At 30.4% G+C, this 24,632-nt stretch carries 28 protein-coding genes, 1 pseudogene, 1 riboswitch and 1 other annotated feature; of the genes and pseudogenes, 9 read left to right on the top strand and 20 right to left on the bottom strand.

The annotated features are described in order from the left end of the window. Nucleotides 1-198 precede the first annotated feature (198 nt). Nucleotides 199-726, top strand: a complete 528-nt coding sequence (locus tag RR430_RS05610; RefSeq protein WP_332486908.1) for an FUSC family protein — start codon at nucleotides 199-201, stop codon at nucleotides 724-726. Nucleotides 727-755: 29 nt separating this feature from the next. Further along, nucleotides 756-1,553 (top strand): HAD family hydrolase, encoded by a 798-nt coding sequence (locus RR430_RS05605; protein ID WP_332486910.1) that lies wholly within the window; start codon nucleotides 756-758, stop codon nucleotides 1,551-1,553. Here the strand turns inward: RR430_RS05605 and RR430_RS05600 are convergent. From RR430_RS05600 to RR430_RS05570, 8 genes and pseudogenes are all read right to left on the bottom strand, one after another. After that, a complete protein-coding gene (locus tag RR430_RS05600) occupies nucleotides 1,546-2,427 on the bottom strand; it encodes an RluA family pseudouridine synthase (RefSeq protein ID WP_332486912.1) in 882 nt (293 codons plus the stop codon). The genes RR430_RS05605 and RR430_RS05600 overlap by 8 nt on opposite strands. A gap of 42 nt (nucleotides 2,428-2,469) precedes the next feature. Then, the gene (locus tag RR430_RS05595) at nucleotides 2,470-3,267 is read right to left on the bottom strand and encodes an ABC transporter permease subunit (RefSeq protein WP_332486914.1); all 798 of its coding nucleotides are present in this window, start codon (nucleotides 3,265-3,267) and stop codon (nucleotides 2,470-2,472) included. Then, a complete protein-coding gene (locus RR430_RS05590; protein WP_332486916.1) occupies nucleotides 3,267-4,151 on the bottom strand; it encodes an ABC transporter ATP-binding protein in 885 nt (294 codons plus the stop codon). Before RR430_RS05590 ends, RR430_RS05595 begins: the two co-directional genes overlap by 1 nt. 15 nt (nucleotides 4,152-4,166) lie before the next feature. Beyond that, nucleotides 4,167-4,967: an ABC transporter permease gene (locus tag RR430_RS05585; RefSeq protein ID WP_332486917.1), complete on the bottom strand. Its 801-nt coding sequence runs from the start codon at nucleotides 4,965-4,967 to the stop codon at nucleotides 4,167-4,169. A gap of 8 nt (nucleotides 4,968-4,975) precedes the next feature. Beyond that, nucleotides 4,976-5,764, bottom strand: coding sequence for an ABC transporter permease subunit (locus tag RR430_RS05580; RefSeq protein ID WP_332486918.1), 789 nt, complete (start codon nucleotides 5,762-5,764; stop codon nucleotides 4,976-4,978). 9 nt (nucleotides 5,765-5,773) lie between these two features. Continuing rightward, nucleotides 5,774-6,646 carry an ABC transporter ATP-binding protein gene (locus RR430_RS05575; protein WP_332486920.1) on the bottom strand — a complete coding sequence of 291 codons (873 nt, stop codon included), beginning with the start codon at nucleotides 6,644-6,646 and terminating at the stop codon, nucleotides 5,774-5,776. A 155-nt stretch (nucleotides 6,647-6,801) separates the two neighbouring features. Further along, a pseudogene (locus RR430_RS09320) lies at nucleotides 6,802-6,990 on the bottom strand (GNAT family N-acetyltransferase); the annotation flags it as partial. Between the two features lie 134 nt (nucleotides 6,991-7,124). Continuing rightward, the gene (locus RR430_RS05570) at nucleotides 7,125-7,682 is read right to left on the bottom strand and encodes a DUF4256 domain-containing protein (RefSeq protein ID WP_332486922.1); all 558 of its coding nucleotides are present in this window, start codon (nucleotides 7,680-7,682) and stop codon (nucleotides 7,125-7,127) included. A gap of 259 nt (nucleotides 7,683-7,941) precedes the next feature. Between RR430_RS05570 and RR430_RS05565 the strand changes: the two genes are divergently transcribed. Continuing rightward, nucleotides 7,942-8,430, top strand: coding sequence for a DUF2798 domain-containing protein (locus RR430_RS05565; RefSeq protein WP_332486923.1), 489 nt, complete (start codon nucleotides 7,942-7,944; stop codon nucleotides 8,428-8,430). Here RR430_RS05565 and RR430_RS05560 read toward each other — a convergent pair. Beyond that, the gene (locus RR430_RS05560; RefSeq protein WP_332486924.1) at nucleotides 8,427-8,966 is read right to left on the bottom strand and encodes a GNAT family N-acetyltransferase; all 540 of its coding nucleotides are present in this window, start codon (nucleotides 8,964-8,966) and stop codon (nucleotides 8,427-8,429) included. The two genes, RR430_RS05565 and RR430_RS05560, sit on opposite strands and share 4 nt — an antisense overlap. Nucleotides 8,967-9,121: 155 nt before the next feature. Between RR430_RS05560 and RR430_RS05555 the strand changes: the two genes are divergently transcribed. Continuing rightward, nucleotides 9,122-11,209 (top strand): glutamine synthetase III family protein, encoded by a 2,088-nt coding sequence (locus tag RR430_RS05555; protein ID WP_332486925.1) that lies wholly within the window; start codon nucleotides 9,122-9,124, stop codon nucleotides 11,207-11,209. Between the two features lie 30 nt (nucleotides 11,210-11,239). On the opposite strand, the gene RR430_RS05550 is transcribed toward RR430_RS05555, so the two are convergent. Then, entirely contained in the window at nucleotides 11,240-12,385 is a 1,146-nt protein-coding gene (locus RR430_RS05550; protein ID WP_332486926.1) for an AI-2E family transporter, read from the bottom strand. A gap of 53 nt (nucleotides 12,386-12,438) precedes the next feature. Then, nucleotides 12,439-12,921, bottom strand: a complete 483-nt coding sequence (ybaK, locus tag RR430_RS05545; RefSeq protein ID WP_332486927.1) for a Cys-tRNA(Pro) deacylase — start codon at nucleotides 12,919-12,921, stop codon at nucleotides 12,439-12,441. A gap of 94 nt (nucleotides 12,922-13,015) precedes the next feature. Then, a riboswitch (SAM riboswitch) is annotated at nucleotides 13,016-13,103 on the top strand. Nucleotides 13,104-13,176: 73 nt separating this feature from the next. Between ybaK and metK the strand changes: the two genes are divergently transcribed. Further along, complete coding sequence (gene metK / locus RR430_RS05540) at nucleotides 13,177-14,262, top strand: methionine adenosyltransferase (protein ID WP_332486928.1); 1,086 nt, start codon at nucleotides 13,177-13,179, stop codon at nucleotides 14,260-14,262. Between the two features lie 33 nt (nucleotides 14,263-14,295). Then, nucleotides 14,296-15,093: an HAD family hydrolase gene (locus RR430_RS05535; RefSeq protein ID WP_332486929.1), complete on the top strand. Its 798-nt coding sequence runs from the start codon at nucleotides 14,296-14,298 to the stop codon at nucleotides 15,091-15,093. Between the two features lie 7 nt (nucleotides 15,094-15,100). Here RR430_RS05535 and RR430_RS05530 read toward each other — a convergent pair whose 3' ends face one another. Next, nucleotides 15,101-15,586: a PTS system mannose/fructose/N-acetylgalactosamine-transporter subunit IIB gene (locus RR430_RS05530; protein WP_332486931.1), complete on the bottom strand. Its 486-nt coding sequence runs from the start codon at nucleotides 15,584-15,586 to the stop codon at nucleotides 15,101-15,103. An 88-nt stretch (nucleotides 15,587-15,674) separates the two neighbouring features. Here RR430_RS05530 and RR430_RS05525 point away from each other — a divergent pair, with 88 nt between their 5' ends. Continuing rightward, nucleotides 15,675-16,460, top strand: coding sequence for an endonuclease/exonuclease/phosphatase family protein (locus tag RR430_RS05525; RefSeq protein WP_332486932.1), 786 nt, complete (start codon nucleotides 15,675-15,677; stop codon nucleotides 16,458-16,460). 12 nt (nucleotides 16,461-16,472) lie between these two features. Here the strand turns inward: RR430_RS05525 and RR430_RS05520 are convergent, their stop codons facing one another. Continuing rightward, entirely contained in the window at nucleotides 16,473-17,372 is a 900-nt protein-coding gene (locus RR430_RS05520) for a DMT family transporter (RefSeq protein WP_332486934.1), read from the bottom strand. A 109-nt stretch (nucleotides 17,373-17,481) separates the two neighbouring features. Here RR430_RS05520 and RR430_RS05515 point away from each other — a divergent pair, with 109 nt between their 5' ends. After that, the gene (locus RR430_RS05515; protein WP_332486935.1) at nucleotides 17,482-18,147 is read left to right on the top strand and encodes a cyclic nucleotide-binding domain-containing protein; all 666 of its coding nucleotides are present in this window, start codon (nucleotides 17,482-17,484) and stop codon (nucleotides 18,145-18,147) included. 29 nt (nucleotides 18,148-18,176) lie between these two features. On the opposite strand, the gene RR430_RS05510 is transcribed toward RR430_RS05515, so the two are convergent. The 5 genes from RR430_RS05510 to RR430_RS05490 all read right to left on the bottom strand — a co-directional run bounded on the left by RR430_RS05510 (nucleotide 18,177) and on the right by RR430_RS05490 (nucleotide 22,971). Continuing rightward, nucleotides 18,177-18,383 (bottom strand): DUF1653 domain-containing protein, encoded by a 207-nt coding sequence (locus RR430_RS05510; protein ID WP_332486936.1) that lies wholly within the window; start codon nucleotides 18,381-18,383, stop codon nucleotides 18,177-18,179. After that, on the bottom strand, nucleotides 18,376-21,093 hold the full coding sequence (gene ileS, locus RR430_RS05505) for an isoleucine--tRNA ligase (protein WP_332486937.1): 2,718 nt from the start codon (nucleotides 21,091-21,093) through the stop codon (nucleotides 18,376-18,378). Before ileS ends, RR430_RS05510 begins: the two co-directional genes overlap by 8 nt. A gap of 39 nt (nucleotides 21,094-21,132) precedes the next feature. Then, nucleotides 21,133-21,337: a binding site (T-box leader), on the bottom strand. Then, nucleotides 21,328-21,807 carry a DivIVA domain-containing protein gene (locus tag RR430_RS05500; protein WP_332486938.1) on the bottom strand — a complete coding sequence of 160 codons (480 nt, stop codon included), beginning with the start codon at nucleotides 21,805-21,807 and terminating at the stop codon, nucleotides 21,328-21,330. Its footprint overlaps the feature before it by 10 nt. An 11-nt stretch (nucleotides 21,808-21,818) precedes the next feature. Beyond that, nucleotides 21,819-22,574, bottom strand: a complete 756-nt coding sequence (locus RR430_RS05495; protein ID WP_332486939.1) for a YlmH family RNA-binding protein — start codon at nucleotides 22,572-22,574, stop codon at nucleotides 21,819-21,821. Then, nucleotides 22,564-22,971, bottom strand: a complete 408-nt coding sequence (locus RR430_RS05490) for a cell division protein SepF (protein WP_332486940.1) — start codon at nucleotides 22,969-22,971, stop codon at nucleotides 22,564-22,566. The genes RR430_RS05495 and RR430_RS05490 overlap by 11 nt, the downstream gene beginning before the upstream one ends. Nucleotides 22,972-23,156: 185 nt before the next feature. On the opposite strand from RR430_RS05490, the gene RR430_RS05485 reads away from it, so the two are divergent. After that, nucleotides 23,157-23,636, top strand: coding sequence for a GNAT family N-acetyltransferase (locus RR430_RS05485; protein WP_332486941.1), 480 nt, complete (start codon nucleotides 23,157-23,159; stop codon nucleotides 23,634-23,636). 68 nt (nucleotides 23,637-23,704) lie between these two features. Here RR430_RS05485 and RR430_RS05480 read toward each other — a convergent pair whose 3' ends face one another. Together RR430_RS05480 and RR430_RS05475 are read right to left on the bottom strand one after the other, a co-directional pair. Beyond that, nucleotides 23,705-24,004 (bottom strand): YciI family protein, encoded by a 300-nt coding sequence (locus RR430_RS05480; protein ID WP_332486942.1) that lies wholly within the window; start codon nucleotides 24,002-24,004, stop codon nucleotides 23,705-23,707. 18 nt (nucleotides 24,005-24,022) lie between these two features. Then, on the bottom strand, nucleotides 24,023-24,632 hold a 610-nt coding region (locus tag RR430_RS05475; protein ID WP_332508765.1), incomplete at its 5' end, for a YdeI/OmpD-associated family protein.

Below are 24,632 nucleotides of genomic sequence, written 5' to 3'. Positions count from 1 at the left end.
CAACAGGACTCGAACCTGCGATCTTCTGAATCGGAATCAAATGCATTATCCATCTATGCTATGAGCGCATGTATAATTTAGTTTATCATAATTTTTATATTATATGCCCTATAAATGTACAAGATATATAGTTTTCTATTGAATTTTTGTAGGTAACTCGGTAATATTGTTATGTTTAAGTAAAAAAGGAAAATGATTATGACAAAAACTGAATTAGATTTACAAAGTAGATCAATACCCAAATTAGGTCTAAGAAGTATTAAAACTGCAATCAGTACAACCCTTTGTGCTATCCTTTATATTTTAATTGATAGAAATGCTACTTTTGCGTGCATTGGTGCTGTATTTGGTATGGAAACCTCAACTGAACATCCATTTAAAAGTGGAGGAAATCGTTTGGTTGGTACTATCATTGGTGGATTTTTAGGAATGATACTTTTCTACTTTCAACATCAATCAACTAGTAAGTTAGTACAAATATTTACGCTACTTGTAGGAATTATTTTACTTATTTTTATTAGTCAATTTCTTGGCTATCCTGGTGCAATTCAAGGTGGAGCGGTAGTTTTTTATATTGTTATGCTTAATACACCAGCTGATCAATATGTTAGTTACGCTATAAACAGAATGATTGACACTGCAGTAGGAGTTATCATATCGATTTTTATAAATCTCACTATATCTAATAATACATTCCCCAATTTATTCAAAAACACTAAAGAGTAAGTTATAATTATAACTAAGGAGAACTGATTATGAATATAAAATTGCTTGTTTGTGATATCGATGGAACGTTAATACCATATACTAAAGAATGCATTAGTGATAGTTTAAAAGAAGCATTCAATCAAGTTAAGGCCAAAGGTATTGAAATATTAATTGCGACTGGTCGTCACTATTCATTTGTTCACAAAAGTTTATTTACAGATATAAACCCTGATTACTTAGTTACAATAAATGGAGCTTGTTTAGTTGATAAAGATGGTAATGTTATTGAATCACACCCAATATCAGAAAAAAATCTTTATGATATCTGGAACTTATGCAAAGAGAACGACATTGGACTTGGATTCAAATTCAAAGAAGGCGTTGTAGGATATCATAACTATAAGAAATTCTATGAAGGTTATGTTGGAGATAATGACTATGGAGATGCAGTATTTGAAAACCCAAAAGACGAAGACTTCCATATAAAACATGGTATGCCATTAGGAATTTTCCTAATTGGTGATGAAAATATCATCGAAACGTTTAGAGATAAAATTCCTGATTTATTTCTAACTTGGTCTTATAAAAATGGCTTTGATGTATATCCCTTAGGATTTAGCAAAGCAAACGCAATTGAAACTGTACTAAAAATGAATAATCTTACTTGGGATGATGTTATGTCATTTGGTGATGCAGGCAATGATATCGAAATGTTACATCTAGCCAAAGTTGGTGTAGCAATGGGCAATGCTCGTCCAGAAGTACAAAAAGAGGCAGATTTCGTTACTACCTCTGTTGATGAAGATGGAATTGTATTTGCATTAAAACATTATAATATTATTTAAAATAATAATTAATTTGAGAATCGTTAACGGTTCTCTTTTCTTTTGTAAAAGGATCGACCCAAGTAAGCGATATTGCATACAATCCCATTCCATTATATTCTCTTGATTTATATCCATATAATGAATCATTTACTATTGGACAATTAATCGAAGCTAAATGAACTCTAATTTGATGTGTTCTACCTGTTTCTAATTTACATTCTAAAAGTGAATACAAATCATTAGATGAAATTAGTTTAATCTTTGTAAGAGCTTCTTTACCCGTAGATGATATTCTCATTTTCTTTGCATCATGGCGATCTCTACCAATATTTGCACTGATTAACATTTCTTTTTGTCTCGGTTTATTAAACGTAATTGCATGATATGTTCTTTCAATTCTTTTTTGAGCCAACTCCTCATCAAACCATGGTTGTATAAGAGGTACTTTACAAAATAAAACTAAACCTTCAGTTTCTTCATCTAAGCGATGAATATATCGAACAGGAATAGAATATCCTTGTTCCATATAATATGTTGCGACTTGATTTGCCAATGTACCTGTTTTTTGTTTATCATCATCATGTACAATGATTCCAGAATCTTTATGTACAACACATACCAAATCATCTTCATAAATTACAGATGCACATTTACTGTCCATAGCATAATCGATTTCTTCAATTGGCAATTTGATATTTATCTCATCTTTTTCATTTATTATATATTCTCTCTGTTTTAAACATCTATTTACTTTAATTCTGTTCTCACTAAATAATAGATGAATATTCTTTTTAGATATTTTAAAAAGTTGAAGGAACTCAATTAGACTTTTCCCTTCAACCTCTTTAAGATAATTAATTTTTAACTCATTGAGATTTATACTATATTTCATACTACTATAATATATTCCAATAAGTTTTATAGCAAGTCTCTTTTACACTGCTAGTCTTTTTTTCTTAAATATAATAACACTTAGAGTTATAAGAACAATTATAATGATAAAGTAAATTGCATTAATACCCCATACCGTTTCACCACTTGCAATGCTCATTGGATCATACCATCCAAAGATTGATATCTTCTTAAGTATTTCTATCTTATCAGAAACATCACCTAACATTTTTAGCAATAAAAACATAATAGGAATTCCTGCTCCAAATCCAATTGAGTATTTAGAATCAGAAAACAAACATGAAAAGAAGAACGAAATACTCATAACTACTAAATTAACTAATAATACCGTAACATTAAGATTAAAGAATGCTTTTACATTTAAATCATCAGGAAACATTGCATTACCAATTAATGCGTTGAATGCAAATAGAATAGCTAACATAACAACTAGAGATAATAACGCAGTAACTGCTTTAGTAACGATTATTTTAACTCTGGATGTAGGAGTAGATAGTAAACATGCTATTGATCCATTATCCACCGATTTAGCAACTAACTTATTTGCAAGTAAGATACTATAGACCATCGGAAATCCTACCATTAATAAACCATATAGCCAACTAGCTAAATATCCTGTCATATCGGTAAATGCACTTGCGAAGCCAAATGCTTTCATCATTTCCGGTGGAAACAATTCAAACATTTGCATTAAATTTTGAACATTTTCAGGACTATACATAGAAATCATAACACCCGAATACATCATTAATACCAATGTAAATATGATAAATAAAACCCAATTCTTTCTTATAGTAAGTTTAAATAGAGCGAAACTCATTATTTATTCCCCCTTGCATAATAATGCATAAACACATCTTCAAGTGTTTGTGCTTTGATATCAAGCGATATCACATGAAATAACGCACAAGTCTTGATAAAGTTATCAATATTTTCACCTGTAATATACACTTCTATTGAATCATTTAATGGTTTTGCATCAAATCCTGATTTTAGCAATATATCAATCGCTTGTTCATTATTAGTCGTTTTAATTTCATAGCCTCTTCTTTGTGAGTTCTTTAAAGTATCAATATCGGCATGAGCAACCAAATGACCATCCTTAATAATTAACACATGGTCACACGTTCTTTCTACTTCCTCAAACATATGACTAGACATAAGTATTGTTTTCCCTCGTGCTTTTTCTTCTTGAATTAATTCAACAAAGCGATTTTGCATCAAAGGATCTAAACCACTTGTAGGCTCATCCAAAATTAAGATTTCAGGATCATGCATAAACGCAGCAACTATACCTAGTTTTTGTTTCATACCTTTAGAATATTTTTTAATACTTCCAGAAGGTGAAAATTCAAACATTTGAATCAATTCTTTTTGTCTTGATAAGTCTTTCATTCCACGAACTTCAGCTAGATAATTCAAATACTCTTCTCCTGTCATGCCATCAAGAAATGTAATTTCTCCAGGTAAATATCCTAAGTTATTCATTATCTCTGGAGCATCTTTAAAACTATCTAAGCCATTAATTTTTGCTTGCCCCTCATCTGGTTTAATGAATCCCATTAACGCTCTAATCGTAGTTGTTTTACCTGCTCCATTAGGACCTAGATATCCAATTACTTCTCCTTTTTTAACTTCAAAATTCAAGTTAAATACACCTTTTCCATTTCGGTACTTAAGTGTTAAATTATTTACACTAATCATTTTCTATATCTCCTTTTAATTTACTGCTTTTAAATCTTTCTTATTAAAACAACTATATGCTAAGATCCCTGAAATTAATATAATCACAATAGATATAACCAAATACCCTATATTGAAAGTCCCTTGAAGAATTTCAACTGGTGTAAAATATTTCATCGGTGATAAAACACGAAGGATCCCAGGTCTATCCATCATATCTACTAAAACACCTATAATAAATGTTAAGGTAAATACAACATTACCCAAGAACGCTCCCTTTTCAGGTCTATTAGATAATGTAGAAAGTAGTACTGTAATAGCATAGAAAATTAAACTAACAATATAAATTGATAAACTATAATAAAGTATTTCCTGTGTTAATGATTCTTTAATATTTAGTATCGATAATCCAATATAAGAAAATAAAACATTAATTAATGTAAAGCATGTTAAATAAATTAATCCAGTAATTATCTTCATTGTTAGAATATAAGATCTAGTTCTTGGTTTTGTAAATATAAACTCATACGTCTTATCTATTATTTCTCTATTTACTGCATTAGCTGCTAGATAGATTGCATATACACAACTACACATCAAAACAAAGTAAGCAAGGATTGAATAATAGCCACCAATTGATTCAATATTAACTCCTACAATTCCAATAAGTGCTTGAACAACTCGAGGAATTTGATCGATAATAGCACTCATTGAAGCACCACCCTCAGAAATCCCTGTAAATTTAATTAATCCAACAATATCTAATACAAATAAACTCACAATCCATAATAAGAAAGGTTTCATCCCTAATACTAATTCTTTTTTTATTATATTCATAAATTTATCTACACCGCCCTTATATCTTCTTTAGTAAATCTAATAAATCCAATTACTATAAATAGAAATATCAATACTATCCCTACAATCATATAAACTGTATCATTAGTTGAAGCAAAGAATTGCATTGGATCAAAGTATTTAAGTGGTGCTAAATAACGCATTTCTTCAATTTCTAAAATATTATACAATGCTGATAAAATAAAACTTACAAATCCTAGAAGTGATGCAGTATTTGATACCGATCTAATCTTTTTCAATGAAACGGCAACCATTATACCTAACGAATAAAAGAATGCTTGTAATAGAAACATCATGCTTGATGCTTTCAACATTTCAACTAGTGATTTTCCAAAATATGTTCCATAAACACAGCTAATCGAAATATATATAATGTTAAATAAGACTAGTAAAGATAATCCCGAAATGAACTTCATCAAAAATATCTTTTCTCTACTCATTGGTTTAGTAAGTAAGAAATCTGTACATTTAACATTCTTTTCTCGTGCAAATATTGACAATCCTATTGATGCTGCCATGATTGCACCCATTAACGATAAATAAGCAAAACAGAATTCATAGAAACCACCAAAATCTACCATTGTATTTAAATCAAAACTAAATGCTTTGGTGAATTCTACTGGCATTTTACTAATAACTTGAATAATATCTTGTAAACTTTCATGAAATATTGGATATATCCCATAGAATAAAACTATCATAAGTATTATAAACATCAATGTCCAAGATAAAACTGATTTCCATAAATTTCTTATTTCAAAACAATATATATTCATCGTTATCACCTATATGTAATAATGAAGAAATATCTCTTCAAGTGAAGGCTCATTTATTTCAACATTTTGCAAATCAAAATTTGTTAATTCATGCAAAAGTTTATTACAATCGCCTTTAAAAATAAATGAAACGGAATTACCTTGAATATGAATATCACTTGTGCCAAACAAATTAAATTCATCTATGTTATTTCTAGAAGTGAAGTTCACCTTTTTATAAGCCTCTTGTTGTAAATCGCTTATTCTTTGAGTACTAATAATTTTACCTTCTTTTATTATTGCGACACGATCACAAATTTTTTGCACTTCACTTAGAATATGCGATGAAAATAAAATTGTTGCACCTTTTTTATTTTCTTCTAATATTAATTCGAAGAATTTCTTTTGAATAAGTGGATCTAATCCAGATGTTGGTTCATCTAATATAATTAATTTAGGTGAATGCAATAGTCCCTGTATAATTCCAACTTTCTTTTTATTTCCTAAACTCATATCTTCTATTTTTTTATTTAAATCTAATTCTAATACATTTGCTAATTCAATAATTCTAGCCGTGCAGTCTTTTTTATAGAAACTGGCTGAATATTTTAGTAAATCAATTGCCCGCATATTATCATAGTAGAATACTTCACTTGGTAGATAGCCTATGTTACTAAGTATTTCTACACGATGTTGATGACAATCTAATCCAAAAATTTTAGCATCACCACTAGTTTTAGTTATTAGTGATAATAGCGTTCTAATCGTTGTTGATTTACCCGCCCCATTCGGACCAATAAATCCAAAAATTTCTCCTTCTTCTATTTTTAAATCAACATCAATAATACCTCTTGATTTACCATAAGACTTTGTAAGTTTATTTGTTTCTATTACTATGCCCATTTTAGTTCCTCCCCTTTGTGAGTTTTGTTTTAACACTGTTATTATACGCCTTAACCAACAAATAAAAATGCAAGACACCGTGGCTTTTGTGCATCTTGCATTATAATACATTTATATTTTCTTAATAAGTTTTTGACATAGGTAGTCAAATACAGTTAAGATATCTGCTTCCTCAAATCCAAAATAAAAGTAATAATTCCTTGTCTTCGATAATTTGGATGTGTAGCTAGAAACAACAATTCTTTTTCAACCTTCGCAAAAATTATAAGTCCTACATATTTTGAATCTCTTAATTCAAGTATAGCTTCTTGATTTTCAATATCCTGCTTAAGTGCAATTAAAAAATCTGATTCTTGGTATCCTGAAAATAAGCTTTTACAAGTGTCATCATTTCAAGTACTAAAGGTATATCTTCTTTCACTAAATATCGCATATCAATACTCTCACGTAAAAAAATTATATCATGTTTGTTTTCAATCTAAATTTTCAAAATCCCTCTAAATCCTCTTCCACTATAATATGACTCAGCACCATTGTGGTAAACAAAAACAGTATCGAATCTACGATCACAAAATAATGCACCTCCTAGTTTACGAATTTTTTCTGGTGTCCTAATCCAACTTGAAGTTTTAGTATCAACCGATATTAAACTTTGCAAATATCTATATTGTTCCTCATCCAATAATTCAATACCTATTGTGGTAGCTAAATCTACTGCACTATTTTCAGGTTTGAATTTTTTTCTTGATTCCAATGCATCACGATCATAACATAAGTTATATCTTCCAGAAGGGCTTTCCTTTGAGCAATCTACATAAATATATGTATCCGTATCTGTATCATATCCAATAACATCTGGTTCACCACCTGTTTCTTCCATCATTAATAATGTTGCCAATTTTGTAGTATCTTCTTCTAAACGTTTTTTTATTTCTAACCAAACTAAACCTTTATGTATGCTCATATTGTTGTTAAATCTAATTTCTAAAATATTTAATATTTTATCAGCGTCTTTTTTATTTAACTTTTTTTTCATTTTTCACACCTCATAGTTATCCTAATTAAAGTATTAGGCTAAAATAAGATTCAATCAATGAAAATGCTTAAAATAATACTTACACGCTTAATTTATTTTTGATATACTAACAAAGTCTTATTTTTTAAGACAATAAAAACTGAATAAACAAATGAAAATGGTAGTGATGATTATATCTATAATTGTAATGAAAGTTACAAAATAGATGTTAAATCACTGCCATTTTTTTCAGTTAACGGTATATATAGGAGGAGAAAAAATGCCAAAAACAAAATTCCAAGAGTTCATTTTTACAATTATTATGGTAATTGTAATGGTATACGCTTTATGCGTTTACAACATTTCACTAGACAAAGGAGGTTTAACAAATGAAGTCCTATTAATGGCATTAGCTGAATTAATTATCATGGGTATAATTGCATTCATATTAGAATTTTTCTTTGTTAGTCATTTAGCACAAAAAATAGCGTTCACATTTGTTACACCATCAGATCGCTCACTTATAATCATTCTTGCCATATCCGCAATGACTGTATGCCTTATGTGTCCAATGATGAGTTTTGTCTCAACATTACTATTTAAAGGAGTAGATACTCAATTAATTGCCAAATGGATTCAAACTACCATTATCAATTTCCCAATGGCCTTCTTTTGGCAAATATTCATAGCTGGACCCTTGGTAAGAAAAATATTTGCTTTTCTATTTGATTTAAACAAATCAATGAACTTAAAAGCACAAGAAAATTAATTTATTTCTACAGCATAGTTAACAAAACTATCTTGATTACAACGATAGTGGACTATAGAACGCAAATTACCTATTTGATCTTTCCAAGAATTAAATTCTATTTTAACAAGTTTAAACCCGAGTGATTCATAAACATGCATCGCTCTTTTATTATTATATTGGGTTGTTAAAACAATCTCATTAAATTCATATTCATCGAATAAAGAACAAATTAGTTCACTTAAGCAAATACGTCCTATTCCCTTATTGCGATAACTTTCATCACAAATTTTTATCCCAATATCGGCAGCCCCTGTTTCATCTAGTGAAAAAGACATCTCCCCAATTTTTATTTGATCCACTTCTATTATTAGTCTTTCAAATACTCCAATTTTGCTTTCTTCAATTTTTTTATTAATATCTTCTAAGGTTGTTTGTAAACCATTAGGAAATCCTGCATGTTCCATGATTTTACCATCATTCCACCATTTTAATAAATCTGGTGCATCATCTTTAGTAGCGTTTCTTATCACTATATCCTTATATTTTCTTATCATTTGGTCACCTTCTTTAGCTAATTATATAATAAATCGTTATTTTTTCATATAAACAAATTTTTTTAATGTTTTTTTGATATTTTTTCATATTTTTCTTCATTTTTCTAATTTTATATGGAATAATTGTAATATAAATTTGTAAAAGGAGATAAATTATGAAATTTGAGACAGTATTTGATGATTTTGGATCATTGGTTTTTAGTGAGAAGGTAATGAAGAATCGCTTACCATATCCTGTATTTAAACAATGGAAGCAAACAATGTCTAAAGAAAATAATTTAGATCGTACCACTGCTGATGCTATTGCACACGCTATGAAAGATTGGGCATTAGAAAATGGGGCAACTCATTTTACCCATTGGTTTCAACCATTAACATCCTCTACTGCAGAAAAACATGATTCATTTGTAGAACCAGATGAAAATGGTGAGCCTTTATTGCGTTTTTCTGGCAAATCTTTAATTAAAGGAGAACCTGATGCTTCAAGTTTCCCTAGTGGTGGATTGCGAGCAACTTTTGAAGCTCGTGGATATACTTACTGGGATTGTAGCTCTCCTGCCTTTATTAAAGATAATATCCTTTGTATTCCTACTGTCTTTGTTTCTTACCATGGCGAATCTTTAGATAAAAAAGCTCCTTTACTTAAGTCTATCGAAGCCGTTGATAAAGCTGCTACTCGCTTAGTTAATATTTTAGGTGACAAAGAAGTAAAACATGTACAACCCGTTGTAGGTCTTGAACAAGAATATTTCTTAGTTGATTTAGATTTATATAAGCAACGTTTAGATTTACGTTTTACTGGTAGAACATTATTTGGTTCTAACTCTGCAAAGACTCAAAAATTAAATGACCATTACTTTGGAAGTATCCCTACTCGCGTATCTGAATTTATGAAAGAAGTTAATCGTGAGTTGTGGAAATTAGGAATTTATGTAAAAGCTGAACACAATGAAACTGCCCCTGCCCAATTTGAATTAGCACCTGTTTATACAAGTTGTAATGTTGCGATTGATCAAAATTTATTAGTAATGGATATTCTAAATAAAACAGCTCAAAAACATGGTTTCGCTTGTTTATTACATGAAAAACCATTTGCAGGATTAAACGGTTCTGGAAAACACAACAATTGGTCACTTTGTACTGATAACGGACAAAACTTATTCTCTCCAGGTGATAAACCAGCTGAAAACATTCGTTTCTTAGCATTTATGTGTGCGTTTATCAAAGCTGTTGATGAATATCCTGAGTTATTGAGAATGGCTGCTTCTAATGCTGGCAATGATCATCGACTTGGCGCCAATGAAGCCCCACCAGCAATTATTTCAATTTACTTAGGCGAATATATTGAAGAATTATTACTAAATCTATCAAACAAAAAAATAAAAAAAGATATTAAAGAAAATGCATTAAACCCGATTTTAGGTTTATCATATATCCCTCGTGACAATACTGATCGCAATCGTACCTCACCAATGGCATTTACCGGAAATAAATTCGAGTTCAGAATGCTTGGCTCATCTATATCCGCATCTACAGTAAACGTAATAATGAATACAATCGTTGCGAAGAATTTAGACGAAGTATCTGCAAGTCTTGAAGGTATTAAATATATTCAAGATGTCCGTGAAAAAGCTTTTGACATATGTAAAAAAATACTAAAAGACCATTCACGAATTATTTTCTCTGGCGATGGATATTCAACCGATTGGGTTAATGAAGCCAAAAAAAGAGGATTACCAAATATTGTTTCGTACATCGAATCAATTCCATCATTAATAGATAAAAAAGCAATCAACCTATTTACTACTTATAATATCTACACAGAAAAAGAACTAAACGCTCGTCATGAAATCCTAAGTGAAGATTATTGTAAAACAATTGAAGTAGAAGTAAGAACACTACAACAAATTGTTAAAAGAGAAATTCTTCCATTAATTGTAAAAGAAATCGAAGAACTTATTCCTTTATTAAATTTAAAAACAGTGCCAAACTATGTTGTTACTCGTTATAATCTTCTTACTAACTATCTTGAAGAATTAAATATATCACAAGAAAAACTACATGATGCATTTGAAGAAACATTAAAGATTAACGATACTTATAAACAAGGAGTAGAAAATTATTACAAAATAGCTCCAATGATGTTAGAAGTTAGAAATTTCATTGATTCATATGAGAAATGTTCAACTAAAAACATTTACGATTTACCACTTTATGGTGATTTATTATATTGTAATAAATAGAAAAAAATTAATCCTTACTGGATTAATTTTTTATATGTTATCAACATTTAGCTTTTTTCGTTCTAATCGATTTTCAACAAACTCTTTTATTAGAATATAAACAACTGAGAATAGTGGAACCCCCAAAAACATTCCCACAATCCCAAAGAAACCACCACCAACAATAATCGAGAACATTATCCATAAACTTGGCAATCCCAAACTATCACCTAAAATATATGGTCCAAGTATGTTGCCATCAAATTGTTGTAGTACTAAAATCCATATTGCAAACCACACAGCACTGATAGGATTAGCCATTAACAAAATAAATATTCCTGGTATTGCACCAATAAAAGGTCCAAAAACTGGAATCATATTTGTTACACCAACAATAAAACTTATTAATACTGCATATGGCATACCAAAGATCATCATCCCCACAAAACATATTATCCCAATAATAACACTATCAATAAATTTACCCACAACAAATGAGTTAAGCATGTGTGTAGTTAAGCGCGTTAATTTAATAGTTTCATTTGCTGCATTAAGTGGAAATACTGCATATAAGAATTTTTTAAATTGTAAACTGAATCTTTCTTTTGATAATAAAATATAAACTGCAATAAAAACTCCTACAAAGAAATTAAGCACTCTTACAACAAAAACCCATGAATAATTAATAATTTGAGGTAAATATTGCTTCATACCTTCAATAGTAACATTAACAATTTGTTCCCCATATCCAAATAAGTATTCTAGTACTTGTTCATAAAAAGACGAATTAAGTGATAACGAAGCCAAAAGTTTTTGTGCCTCTTCAATATATTGACCCATCGCCCCTGATAACGTCATTACACTAATATATAGTTGTGGAATTAATAAGGCCAATATTCCACCCACTAAAACAATAAGGAATAATATAGCACAAACAACTCCAATAACTCTTTTCATTGAATCTTTTATTTTAAAATTTTTTAAAATTTTTGATTCTACTCTAACAACAATTGGTGTCAATAAAAAGGCAATAGCCATGCCAAATATAAATGGCATTGCCACATTTATAAATTTTGCAACCCATACCATTATTTGATTGAATCTAGATAATAAAAAGCAAACAATTACAATAATAATACCTGCGATAGAAAGTGCTTTAGTTAATTCTACCGTATCTTCTTTTAATCTATATTTCATATTTATCACATCCTACCTATATTTTATCATTTAACCCATGGTTTCTCTATACATTAATCATTTATTACATCAGCAAATACAAATTGAATTACTTTTGATACATCATTAATATTTATTTCTATTTGATATCCAATTTTACCTGCACTAAATATTACAGTATCATAATTTTTAGCTGTTTCATGTACTATTGTTTTAAACTGCTTTTTCATACCTATAATTGAGCAACCACCATGGATATATCCAGTAAGTGGTAATAATTCTTTTGATTTAATCATTACAATATTTTTTTCATTAACACTTCTAGCCGCTTTTTTTAAGTCAAGTTCTGTATTAGCAGGAATCATAAATACATAGTATTGATTCGATTTCCCCGCTGTTACAAGCGTTTTAAATACCTGATTTGGATCTTGGTTTAATAATGTAGCAACCTCAACCCCACTTAAAGCAATCTCATCATTATATGTATGAACTTGATAATTCACTTTATGTTGATCTAGTATGCGCATTACATTAGTTTTTTCATTATTTTGTTTCATTTTTTCACTCCTACACTATCTATTATAATCCAATTTTAAACTCATGAGCATTAGATATTGACTTAGTTTAAGTCTTATGTTTTAATAGATTAGTCATTTATCAAGAATGGTTTAGAGGGTTAGCTCGATGAGACCATACCAACCTGCTTTAAGTAAGGTGGTAACGCTAACAACGATAAGGAAGAGATAAACATGAATTAATGCCTCTTTCTTAGGGGCATTTTTATTTGATACATGTGACAAGGAGGAGACTATATGAAAACAATTTTTACAAGTGAATCAGTAACAAGTGGACATCCAGACAAGATCTGTGACTGGGTTGCAGACCACATATTAGATGAGGCTTTACGCCAAGATCCAGTAAGCAAAATGGCTGTAGAATGTACTATTAAAGATGATTTTATTCTTATTTATGGAGAAGCTAACACAAAAGCAAATATTCAATATGCACAAATTGCTAAAGATGTATTAAAGAAAATTGGATATGAAGAAGAATATGAAGTATTAGTTAAAGTAAACAAACAATCACAAGAAATTTCTGATGCAGTTGATAGTAATATTATTAGTGCTGGTGACCAAGGTATCATGTTTGGTTATGCATGTGATGAATCTAAAGGATATATGCCACTTGCAATCGATACAGCTCATTTACTTGCTAAACGTTTAGAAGAAGTACGTAAAACAAATTCTAACTTAAAACCTGATGGTAAAACGCAAGTTAGTGTTGAATATGAAGATGATAAGCCTGTACGTATTGACACAATTGTTGTTTCTACTCAACATTCAAAAGATATTACACAAGCAGACTTAAAAAAATTAATTATGGATGAAGTTATTAAGCCAATCGTAAAACCTGAAATGATTGATGAAAATACAAAGTTTTTAATTAATCCAAGTGGTTCTTTTGTATTAGGTGGAAGCTTTGGTGATAGCGGTACAACAGGTAGAAAAATCGTTGTTGATACATATGGTGGAACTGCCCCAATTGGTGGAGGATGTTTCAGTTCTAAAGACCCTACAAAAGTTGATAGAAGTGGCGCTTATTACGCTCGTTACGCTTGTAAAAACTTAGTAGCTAATGGTTATTGCAAAAAATGTCAAATCGAATTAGCCTATGCAATTGGTTGTCCAAATCCAGTATCTATTAACATAGATGCATTTGGAACAAGTAAATATACAAATGAAGAATTACTGGAAATTGTAAATCGTAACTTTGATTTCTCAGTTTCAAATATCATTAATGAGTTAGACTTAAGAAAACCTATTTACACTCAAACAACTAATTACGGACATTTTGGAAAACCTTATTTACCTTGGGAGCAAATCAAAGAAGTAAAATAAATTGTGGTATAATTATCATACAGTGAGGTTATTATGATACGTTTAATTGTTTCAGATATGGATGGTAGTTTGCTCAACAGTAAAAAAGAACTTCCCTCTGATATTTTTGATGTCATTGAAGACGCTAATAGCAAAGGAATTGAATTTGCAATTGCAAGTGGACGTTCTTATGGATGTTTACTAGAAATGTTTGCACCTGTAAAAGATAAGATAAGTTTTATTTGCGATAATGGTGCTTACGTTGTATGCAAGGGAAAACCTATCTATGCATCTGTACTAAGCCAAGATAAATACAAGTTTTTTATTAACGAAGGTCGCAAGCATCAACATATTTATATGACTGTATGTGCCCCTACTCGTGCTTTTGTAGAAAATGCTTCTACTATTCCTAATGAAGCAATGGAAGAAATTAATCATTACTATTCTTATTTTGAAGAAGTAGAGGATTTATGTAGCATTAATGAAGATCCATTAAAAATCTGTTACCTTGATTTATCTGGTGCTGAAACAAATATATATCCTGCATTAAAACCATACAGTGATAATCCACGTGTTGTTTTATCCGCTGATGTATGGGTTGATGTAGTAAATAAAGAAGTTAATAAAGGTCATGGATTAAAACTTATTCAAGATACATTAAATCTAAAAAGTGAAGATACCGCAATCTTTGGTGACTATTTAAATGATTTAGAATTGTTTGATTATGCAGCACATACCTATGCACCTAGCAATGCCCATGATGATATCAAGAAAATAGCTAAACATCTTATCGGACATCATGACGATTGGTCAGTGTGTAATAAAATCAAAGAAATTATCAAAAAAATCTAGCAACAAGCTAGATTTTTTCATTTATTATATCTATTAAGTTAACTTTTTCCTCAGATGGAACAAGTTGTGATGTAAATTTAATACCCATATCGTGTAATTCTTTTATTAATGAAATTTGTTCATCATTCAATTTAACTGTGCGTCGCAATTGAATTGAATCTTCTTTATTAACCAAATTTCCAATATTTACTTCTGGAAAAATATAGCCAAGTTTTGCAATTTTCTTTAATACTTTTACACCTTTCATTACAATAAAAACGCGATCATCTTGATAGCATGATTCCTTAAGTTTATCTACCGCTCTTTCTGCCGATAGAATAGATAGTTTTACTAATTTTGGACAAGCCATCTTTAAAGCTTCCTGTTGTATTTCGTCTTGCGCTGCCCCATCATCAATAACAATAATTCTTGTAGCATTTAAAGTAGAAGCCCATACTGCCGCAACTTGTGCATGTACCAAACGTTCATCAATTCTTACATTTACGATTTCCATTATCATCACTCCCGTATATCCATAATAAACATTCAAAAGTCTTGTGTCAATCATAGTTGAATGGAGTATAATATGAATGGTGATAAAAATGAGTACTTATCGTGTCGCAACTTTCAATCTAAAAAATGACATGCCCCTTACAAGAAAGTTCTTAAGATGGAACACAAGAAAAAATGCTGTAATAAAATGCATACTTAATATTGATGCTGATATTTTAGGTGTTCAAGAATATACAATACAAATGGCTAAATCACTTTCACCTTTGAAAAATATTTATACTTCTGTTGGAGCCCCTCGCAATAAAAAACCTAATGAAAAAAGCGAAAGAACTGATATTTTTTATAAAAAAGATAAATTTAATTGTTTAGATTACCGTACATTTTGGTTATCCAATCATCCAAATCGTGAAGGTAGTCGTTTGTTCCTTTCTCCTTTTCCACGCATTTGTACGATGGCTAAGTTAGAAGATAAAAAAACTAAAGATATTTTATGGGTATTTAACACTCATTTAGATCACTTGTTACCCTTTAATCGAAGCAAAGAAACTGAAATACTTATCGAAACAATCACAAAAGAGAATGACATAAAAAACATCATTCTCATGGGAGATTTAAATACAAATATTGAGTCAAGTGCAGTAAAGAAACTACTGAACAATCCAAAATTACCATTATTTAGTGTTTATCGGCACATCAACACTACCAATACTATGCATTATGGTAACGGTAAATTAAATGAGAATAAGTTACCAATCGATTATATCTTCGTTGGTAAAGAGTTTAAAATTAAATCAACTGAAATTATTAAAGATGAGTATGAAGGTTTATATCCTTCAGATCATTATCCTGTCGTTACTGAAATAGAATTTAAATAACTGTTCTACAATTTATTCATTAGATTGTAGAATTTTTTTATTCATTTGTAATTTACTGTAAACAAGTTCCAATAATATTCCAAGTGATATCAATAATCCACCTATAAATGATGTATTATTTACGCTTAAACCAAGAACCAAATCAATACATACTCCCATAAATATTTGTGATATAAATACTAATACCGTTAGTTTAAATGCAGGTACCTTCATAACTGTAATGTTTGATAAAAACACAACCAAAACTCCCAATGCACCTCCAAGATAAATGATTGGATTATTTGGTAAAATAATTTGGTTTGGAATAACATGCGAGAAAACGGCAATGGTTGCGATAATTATTGTTACTGGTAATCCCACTAAATGATTTATAAGTGAACTTGGTAAATCACCAACCTTTTCTGCCAATCGCGCATTTATTGTACGGTTAAGTACAACCGCTACTCCAGACGTTATAGAAATAAACACCGCAATCTTTCCCACAAGCACCGAATTATCTAGCATCATAGAAATTCCAATCAAAGAAAATACCAAAACAACAACATTAGATTTTTTTAGAGGTCGTTTTTCCATATGAAATAATCCAAAAGAATCAATAAACAATGAAATCACTAGTTGTCCCAATAAGCCAAGGGCAATAATGCTTGTCATACTAATTTGTCCAAACGCTATATTGTTTGCGATTGTTGTAAATACACCAATTAAACCACCTAAATAAAGCCATTTTTGTTTTACTTTAAATATATCTAGTCTTATTTTTTTAAATTTGCACAATAGATATGCAAACAAAACCCCAACAATGTGTATTACAACAATTGCAAAATACAAATTTGTACTTTGCGCTAATTGTCCATTTAAAGTAATCATAATTGCTAAGATAAATCCCGTTAACAATGTTAGCATTGAATACATAAATTCACCTCTTTTGGGTATTATATCGCAGACTACCATATAATGCATAGGACATTTGTCCTATACCTGAAAGTAAAGATTTGGTATGATTACTAAAAGAGGTTTGATCATGATAAAAGCAGGCTTAACAAAAGAGCATAAAGAAATGTTACTCACTTATGGTTTATTAATTAGTAATCTTGATTCATGCTATGTAGCATCTTATAAGCAAGGTGAATACATCACTCAAGAAAATAATCTTTTAGATTGGATTGGTATCGTAATACAAGGTAAAGCAAAAGTATGCTGTACATCAGCAAATGGAAAAAATTTAGTCTTATGTTATTTTATATCATCAGGAATCATTGGAGGACTAGAAATGATGACAAATACTCCTAATGCTACTGCATCAATGATTGCACTTACTGATTTCAAATGCATTGTTATTCCATCTAAAAATAATTGCCATCTTCTTAAGCAGAATGTTCATTTTCTCAATCAATTGTGTTTCGAATTATCCAATAGTTTAGTACGAAGTTCAAATAATTTTGTCTCATCTTCCTTGCATACAGGTGAACAACGTCTTTGTTCATATATTTTAGAAGTTTCTTACAAAAATTTATTTCGTGATGTTTTAACAGATGTAGCATGTTCAATTGGATTAAGTTATCGTCATATGTTTAGAATTTTAAATCAATTATGTAGAGATGGCATTCTTGAAAAAAAGCAATCAGGATATCAAATTATTAACAAAAAACAACTAGAACTCAAAGCTATCAATAAATACAATACATAGCTAAAGGTGTGGCAAAAGCCACACCTTCTTTAATCTATTGGTCTAAATCGTGGACCACAATAATCATCACGATTCACTTCTTCTTCCCACATTGACACTGGTCTTACCCAAGTTTCATGATTTCCATAAAGTTGTTTATAAATAACCATTTCTTCAAGTGTTTCTGAATGTTTTGCAAAGCCAATCACTTCATATTGTTTTCCTTTGAAGTGAATGTGTTTACCTAATTTAATCATTTAATACATGTTGGCATCGTTCACATAGTCCATCTTCAGTATGCACTTCTGTAACATTCCAACAACGCGGACATACTACCCCTTTAGCAGGTGTAACAGTTATCTTTCTTTCTGCTGCTTCTTCAAATACAACTTTACTTACAATTAGCCATTGTGCTACTTTACCTTGTAATGTATCTTCAAGAAGAGCTTGATCTTCTTTACTACATGCAATTGTTAATTCAGCTTCTAATGGTTTACCAATAACTTTATCAGCACGTGCAAGTTCTAATGACTTTAATGCTTCATTACGAATTTCATGCATCTTTGAGAATGTTTCTTTTAATGTTTCAGCATTTTCATATTTTTTTACTTCTGGGAAATGTGTATAATGAACTGATTTAGCTTCATCATTAGTAAACTTACTCCACACTTCATCCATTGTATATGCAAGTGATGGTGCCCAACACTTAACAAGAATATTTGTAGCATCCCAAATTACAGTTTGCACTTGTCTACGACGCAATGAGTTTTTCTTCTCAATGTATAAAATATCTTTAGTGAAATCTAAATAATAACTACTTAATTCATTTGTCATTAAGTTCATTAATGCACCTGCAACAGCTAAGAAATCAAATCTCATATAGTTTTCTTTAACTGCTTTAACTGTATCATTTAATAATACTTCGATGTATTGATCCACAGGTGTTAAATTTTCATATGCAACACGATCTTTTTTAGGATCAAAATCTTCTACATTAATATTACCTAACATAAATTTAAATGTATTACGAATTTTACGATATTGTTCAGATACTTGTTTCAAGTTTTCATCACCAATGCGCATGTCTTGTTTAAAGTCTACTGTTGTTGCCCAAAGACGGAAGATATCAGCACCATACTTATTAATTACTTCCATTGGATTAACAACATTTCCAATCGACTTACTCATTTTTTCACCCTTAGAATCGCATACATATCCGTGTGATAATACTGATTTGTAAGGAGCTTGTCCATGGATTGCAGTACCAATAATCAATGAAGAATTGAACCAACCACGATATTGGTCAGATCCTTCAAAATATAAATCAGCAGGATATGGTAATCCTCTAGCTTCTAATTCATTATGCGAGCTACCTGAGTCAAACCAAACATCCATGATATCTTTTTCTTTACGGAAGTTTCCATTTGGCGATTTAGGATTTGTGTACCCTTCTGGTAATAAATCTTTAACATCACTTTCAAACCAAATATTACTACCATGTTCGTAAATTAATTTAGAAATATGATCAAACACTTCTTTTTCCATAATAGGTGAATTATCTTCATTATAAATAATAGGAATTGGTAAACCCCATAAACGTTGACGAGAGATACACCAGTCACCACGATCTCTAATCATATTAAATAGACGAACTTCTCCCCATTCATTTTGCCATTCAACATTTTTAATTTGTTCAAGTAATTTTTCTCTAATCTTATCAATAGATGCAAACCATTGAACTGTTGCACGGAAGATAATAGGTTTCTTTAAACGTTCATCATGAGGATAACTATGAGTAACAAACTCTAGATGCATTAAATTACCTAATTCTTCTAATTTTTGTCCTACTGCTTTATTAGCATCGTCAACAAATAATCCTTCTAAGAAATCACCTGCTTCTTTCATCATGCAGCCTTTTTCATCTACTGGACAATATGCTTTTAATCCATATTTCATACCAACATAGAAGTCATCAGCACCATGTCCTGGAGCAGTATGTACACATCCTGTACCATCTTCATCAGTAACATGATTTCCTAAGATAATAAGTGATGGTCTTTCTGGATAGAATGGATGATTTACAGTAATATATTCTAATTCTTTACCTTTGAATGTTTTTAAAATTCCTTGATTAGTTAATCCAAACTTAGCAAGCAATTCATCAACTTTCTTTTCTAGGAAAATCAATTTTCCTTTTTCTGTTTGAACAACAGCATAATCAAAAGCCTCATTTAAACAAATTGCTAAATTAGCAGGAATTGTCCAAGGAGTAGTTGTCCAAATTACAAAACGTTCATCACCTTCAAGAACACCTTTACCATCTAATACATCAAATGCTACATAGATTGTAGGATCTTTCTTATCAATATATACAATTTCAGAATCAGCAATTGCTGTTTCACTTAATGGTGACCAATAGATTGGTTTTAATCCTTGATAGATTAAACCATCAAGTGCCATCTTTGCGAATGCATCAATTTGTCTACTTTCAAATTCTTTCTTTAATGTAATGTAAGGATGATCAAAATCAGCAATTGTACCTAAACGTTTCATTGTTGATTTTTGAATCTCAATTTGTTCATAGGCATATGCTTCACATTTCTTACGGAATTCAGATGCAGGCATTTCTTTACGATTTACTCCCAACTTTTGAATTGCATTTTCAATTGGAAGACCATGCGTATCCCATCCTGGGAAAAATGGTGTATAGTAACCATTCATTGCATGTGAACGATTAATGATATCCTTAATTACACGATTCATTCCTGTTCCAGCATGTAGATTCCCATTAGCGTATGGAGGCCCATCGTGTAATACAAACAGTGGTTCTCCTTCATGTGCTTTAAGTAATTTTGAATAGTGTTCATCTTTTTCCCACTCTTCCAAAATACCTGGCTCTTTTGTTGGTAAATTTCCTCTCATTTCAAATTCTGTTTTTGGCATTAATAGCGTGTCTTTGTAATCCATATTTACTTCCTCCTTTGGCAAATAAAAAACGCCCTTAAATCTAAGGACGTGTTATACGCGGTACCACCTTAGTTCACAAATTAATTTGTGCCCTCAATTTCCTTAACGCGGAACACGGACTTCTTTACTAATTTCAAGAAATCAGTTCATAAGTGATATCTAACTTATATCTTCTATCTATTTACACCAACCATAGACTCTCTAATTTCAAATATAAGTAGCATGTCTTAATCATTACTTTTTAAATTCAAATCCTTTTATCCATTCAACTTCTGGTAACTTTGGTATTTCAAAGTCATCAATAGCTTGAATTAGCGATGCTAATTGCTCATGCATCTCATCTTTCATTACACTAGCATCTGTTGAGATACGAGACAAATCAGATAAAACAATACGAGCTGTTGATAATGCTTCCCTTACAATTGAATCAGCATTTGATTGAGCTGAATCAATAATAATGTTTGCTTCTTTTAATGCAAGTCTAGCGATATCATCAGCAGCTTTTTCTTTTACTGATAATTCACTAACTATAACCTGGTATCGATTTTTAATTGAGCTAAGTTGCTCCACGAGGTCTTGAATTTCTTTTTCGTATAAAGCTTGTTTACTTTCAAGAGTTTCAACTTCTGTGACTAGTTCATCAATTGCATCATCGACTGCAAATCGATTATAACCATTTTTCATGATTCGAAATTCAGGCTTAACTTTCGCCACAAAATCACTCCTTATCTATACTTTTCAAATTCCACTAAATAACGATCTTTTCGTGTAGTCTTTATTTTACCAAGATAGATAAATTTCCCTACTCCCCGTATTGAAATCGTATCACCATTATTGCACAATTTACTGGTTTCCTCAAGTATTTCGTGATTAACACGTACTTTTTGGCTTTGGATATACTCTTGGGCTATTGTCCTAGATTTTTGCATCATTGCACTGACAACATTATCTAATCTTTCACTACTTATCGTTACTGTAAACTTTTCTTTTTTAATAACTTGTTCATAATGTATAGGTGATTCACTAAATTGAATCGTAGAACGCTTAATTCTAGTACAATTTTGAATGATGTAATCGCCTTGTGTATCGGTTGTGTAACAAACAATACGATTGTCATCCACCCATAAATCACCAATTTGGTTTCTTTCAATGCCTATGTTCATTAAAGAACCCAACACATCTCTATGACTTATCGTTTCAAACTTTGTATTAAATGTCGCAACCAAACAAACCACAAGAGAAAAGCCATCTTCATCAAAGAAGATGACTCTTTTTAAAGTTGCATCTTTACTTCCACCATCAAATCGATATGGAATTTGTTTACCACATATTTTCTCTACAATAAAACATTCAGTTTCATTTAAGAAGGGTGTAACAATTGGTTTATGATAACGTTCAGCTTGGTTTATCCAATCTTGAACACGTGCAACAAACGATTCATTTCCTTTATAATGTTCTAAAAATGACTCACTAGTTTTCATCTTGGTCTAAGCTAATTTCACCATGTACACCGATTGTACGTGGAGTACATAAAATAACATTATGACCAATCTTTTGAATAGTACCATCAAGTGCAAATACAACTCCTGTTAAAAAGTCAATTGTTCTTTGAGCATATTCTCTTTGAAGACGATGTAAGTTAACTACTGCTGCACGTCTTTCTTTTAAATGACGTCCAACTTCTTCTGCTTCTTCAAAACTTCTTGGTTCAAATAAAACCATTTTAGTATCACTGCTTACTTTAGTAACACCTTTAGCTTTTGGTTGTTCATATTGGCTAATAGTTCTAGCTTCTTCTTCAGTGAATTCTAATTCTTCTTCCATATCTTCATCATCAACTGGTGCGATGAAGCCCATTAATTTATCTTTTAATCCCATTTCAAGACCTCCAAATTTACATTATCATTATATCATACTTGTTTTTGTTTCAAAGTTTTTTTTAATTTTAAGCCTTATTTATAATGTTTTTTAGTAATTTTATGTAAATAAAAAGAACTTGTTTGAAAAAAGTAGATATTCTTTTCAATATTTTATATACTATCATCAATGAGTGGAGGAAAGTTATGTCATTTAATATTAGAATTGCAAGAGAAGATGAATGTTCAATCATTGGTCAGTACATTCGAAATATCGCAGAATACGAAAAAATGAGTGATCAAGTTATTTGGACAGATGAACAACTATACAATGAACTATTTGTAGAAAAAAATGCATATGTTGTCTTTGGTGAAGAAGATGGAAACATTGTTGGTTTCGCACTATACTTCTTTAACTATTCAACTTTTGTAGGCAAAAAAGGTCTTTATGTTGAAGATGTATTTGTATTAGAAGAATATCGTAAAAAAGGTTATGGTAAAGAATTCTTCAAATACTTAGCACAAGTCGCAGTTGATAAAAATTGTGGTCGTATGGAATGGATATGTCTAGATTGGAATCAACCTTCTATTGATTTCTATACAAAACGTTTAGGAGCTATCCCTATGGATGAATGGACAGTATATCGTTTAACTGAAGAAAAAATTAAAGATGTCGCAAATATGTAAAAAGTTATCTTGATGATAACTTTTTTTATATAATAATTTACATGTTTTCTATTAATTCTTCTAACGAACTAAAATAAATAATTGTTTTCTCTATCTGCAATTTGAATTGCCTTAAGCGTATAAGTTGCATATCCCTCTATTACCAGTGGTTCTCTTTTACACAACATTTCAGCTTCTTCATAGCTATTAGCGTTTAAAATCAGCATACCTGCAACACCTGGATACTTCTTAAATATACCACACTTGTCTAAATGACACTCATCATCTAAATTTCTTAAATTTTCGATGTGTCTTTCTAAAACTGCTTTAGTTAATTTATTATAATTCTTAGTTTTTTCTATGAACATAACATATTGATATTTTTCCATATTTTTCCTCCTTTAATTCTACATTGGTTTTAAATTTTGATTTAGCCGTTCAATAATCCATACAATTCTTTTTTGTTTTCCTGCTTCTGTTTTTGGATCCATAAATGCTTTCGTGTATGTTTTTTGAATTGATGGGGACATTAATTTAAAATTTGAATATGCCGGTTCTATGTCTTTAATCACCTCTATTAATCTCTGTAAATCATTGTCTATAACTTCGACTTTATTCTTTGTATTCCATTGTCCATTCTGTTTGGCTTCTACTATTTTTTGTCTTCCAGAATCTTGTAATAAACCGCTCTCTTCAAGTTGCAAAACCAATTTTTTATTCTTTTCAGACCACTTACTATTTTTTCTTCTCTTTGCAAAGTATTTAAGATATAAACTCTCATCGATTCTTTTCACTTGCCCATCAATCCAGCCAAAACATAGTGCTTCAATCAAAGCTTCGCTTGCTTTTAGTGAACTTTTATTTAATGTTTTATCAAATTCAATCCATATTCCATCTTCTTGATTATGATTTTTCATTAACCATTGATGAAATTCTTTGCATGACTTGAAACTAATTGGTTTACTCATAGTTATACTCTCCAGTTTTACTGCCTCTATTTTTACATTTTTCAATCCT

The organism is Anaerorhabdus sp. (assembly GCF_036641015.1).
GTDB lineage: Bacteria > Bacillota_I > Bacilli_A > Erysipelotrichales > Erysipelotrichaceae > Anaerorhabdus.
The sequence above is the reverse complement of the archived record's forward strand: the minus strand, read 5'-3'. Positions and strand labels throughout refer to the sequence as shown.